This is a genomic window from bacterium (genome assembly GCA_030654305.1).
Taxonomy (GTDB): Bacteria; Krumholzibacteriota; Krumholzibacteriia; order LZORAL124-64-63; family LZORAL124-64-63; genus PNOJ01.
On the sequence record JAURXS010000025.1, the window covers coordinates 1 to 2,538 of the forward strand.

Sequence of the window (2,538 nt, forward strand, 5' to 3'; positions counted from 1 at the left end):
GGGGCGCGACCGCACCGGCGGCGGCCACGTCCAGGGCCAGGGCCAGGATCTCGAACGGTCCCGGCAGCAGGAGCGGGTCGAGGCGGTGGCGCTCCACCGGCAGCCAGCCCGCCAGCGAGGCGGTCTGCGCGAGCGTGACGAAGTCGCCGCGCACCGGCGCCACCAGGTTCCAGAGACGCCCGGCGCCGCCGCGCTGCAGGTCGACGATGAGGTTGACGGCCTCCGGCCCGTTGGTGGTGTAGGAGGACACGACCTCGCCGCGCTCGCGGCGCCGGGCGCGGACGCGGGGGCGCTCGCCGGCGAAGCGCGCGACCAGATCCAGGATCTCCTCGCACACCTGGCGCGACTGGTCCAGCTGGTCCCGCAGGGCGACCACCTGCTGCCGGGGCGGCACCACCAGGTAGAGGTGCTCGCGCGTCTCTTGGCAGAGCATCGGGTCCACCGTCCACAGCTGCCGTCCGGCCTGGAAGCGCTGGGCGGCGCGGAAGCGCAGCGTCGTGGAGAGGTCCTGGGCCTCGAGCAGCACCAGCACCTCCTCGGCGGGCTCGCCGCGGAGGATCCCGTCGCCGGGCGGGTCGCCCAGTTCCAGGTTGTCGTGCTCCAGGGTCACGTTCGGCGGCGGCAGACCGGGCCGGACGCGACGCCAGGCCAGGTGGAACCTGGCCGCGGCGGCCGTCCCGGGCGCGATCACCACGATCTGCCGGTGATCGGTCCCCGCGTCCAGCAACGACACGAGCAGGCGGGCGGCCGCTTCGGGCGCGCCGGTGCCCGTCATGCCCTCCAGGACCAGGGGCGGCGCGCCGGGCGGCGGCCAGTCGGCGACTGGTTCCGCGTCGTCGTCGCGCCCGGCTCGCCGCGCGGCGACGGGCTTCACGTCGGGCAGGCAGCCGTCGCGCCAGGCTTCGAGCAACTGCTCCCGCCACGCGTCGTCCTCGCGGGCCATGGCGGCCAGCAGTTCGGCCGCGGGCGCCGGGTCGGTCCCGGCGGCGAGCACGGCGGTGAATTCGTCCAGCACGATCTCGCCGTGCGCCGCCGCGCCGTCGACGCACCACAGGCCGAGCATGACGCCCGCGGCGTGCACGTCGTCGTCCGGCGCGGGGAACGGGACCTCCCCCGCCTCGTGAACGGACAGCTGGCGCGCCCGTTCATGTACGGCCGCCAGGCGCCCGGAGACGAGCGAGGCCAGCGTCGCGGCGTCCCCGCGCACGCCGCAGCGCCGCCGCGGCGCGTGGAGCGACCCGCCCGCCGCGGCGTAGACCAGCATGGTCCGGCCGGTCGGCGCGTGCAGCGGCGAGACGGCCAGCAGCAGGCGGTCCCACCAGCCGCGTTCGGTCGGGTCGAGCCACGGCCAGAGCCGGAGCGGATCGGTCAGCAGGGGCGATCCCTCGAGCGCGGTCGCGGCGCCCAGCGACGCGACGACGCGCGGCAGCAGCGCGGCGAGCCGTTCGAGCCGGTACTCGGCCTCCACCAGGGCCACCGCGGGCCGCACCCGGCGCGGCTGTGGCGTCGGTTCCCGCGCGACGCTGCGGCCGCCGACCGCCGCCGTCCAGGCGGCGACGCCCAGGGCCCGACGCACGTCCGCGGCGGGCAGGCCGCAGAGCGCCTCCACGCAGCGTGGCGGCAGCGCACCGTCCCCGCCCGGGCCGGCCTCGGCGACGGTCGAGGCCGACGCCACGCTGAACAGGCGCCGGAAGTCCCCGCCGGTCGCGCGGCGTTCGTCGCCGGCCAGCGCGCCGCACGCGGGATCCAGTTCGAGCGCGTGGTACCAGAGGCTCGTCTCGCCGCGGGCGCGCAGGCGGAACCGCCGCAGCTCCTGCTCGCCGGGAGGCGGGTCCAGCAGGGCGTGGCGGCATTCGGCCGGCGGTTCCTCGGCGCGGCCCAGGCAGCAGACGAGCCATTCGTCCGGGGCGGGCGACGCCGTCAGTTGGCGGGTGGGCTGCAGGCGCCAGCGACGACCCGCCTCGTCCAGCAGGGAGGTCAGCAGTTCCTGGTGCTCGGGCGTCGTCCACACGCACAGCGGTTCGGGTCGCGGCGCCGACGTGCGCTCGGCCAGGGCCCGGAGCTTCTCCCGCCAGAGATGCCGCAGCAGGGCGGTGCGGTCCGCGGGCGAAGCCCAGCGCTCCAGCGCCGAACCGCAGGCGGGGCAGCCCTGAGACCAGCGGAGCCAGGCCGACACCGTGGCGCAGCTCGGGCAAGGCCATTGCGGGTGCGGGACGCGACCGATCACGACCGCGGGCAGGTCCGCCAGGTCCGACATCGTCGACTCGTCCAGGGTGTCGAGGACCAGGCCGCCGGCGTGTTCGAACAGGCCGGACAGGTACCGGCGCCAGGAACCCGGCAGGTCCGTCGCCTGCAGCGTCATGGGCGCCTCGACCAAGTGCAGCAGCGCGTGCAGGCAAGGCGCGCAGCGACCGCCGTCGGTAGCGCCCGACGGCAGCCATCCGCCCAGATCCCCGGCCCAAATCTCCGTCGGCGGGTCCAGGGCGAGGCGCCGGACCAGCTCGGGGTCGGCGAGGTCGGACGGCCGGGCCCAGGTGA

1 protein-coding gene is annotated in these 2,538 nt (G+C 76.7%); it reads right to left on the reverse strand.

What is annotated here, in order from left to right; all coding sequences use genetic code 11:
* On the reverse strand, positions 1–2,538 hold a 2,538-nt coding region (locus Q7W29_00680; GenBank protein ID MDO9170329.1), incomplete at both ends, for a hypothetical protein.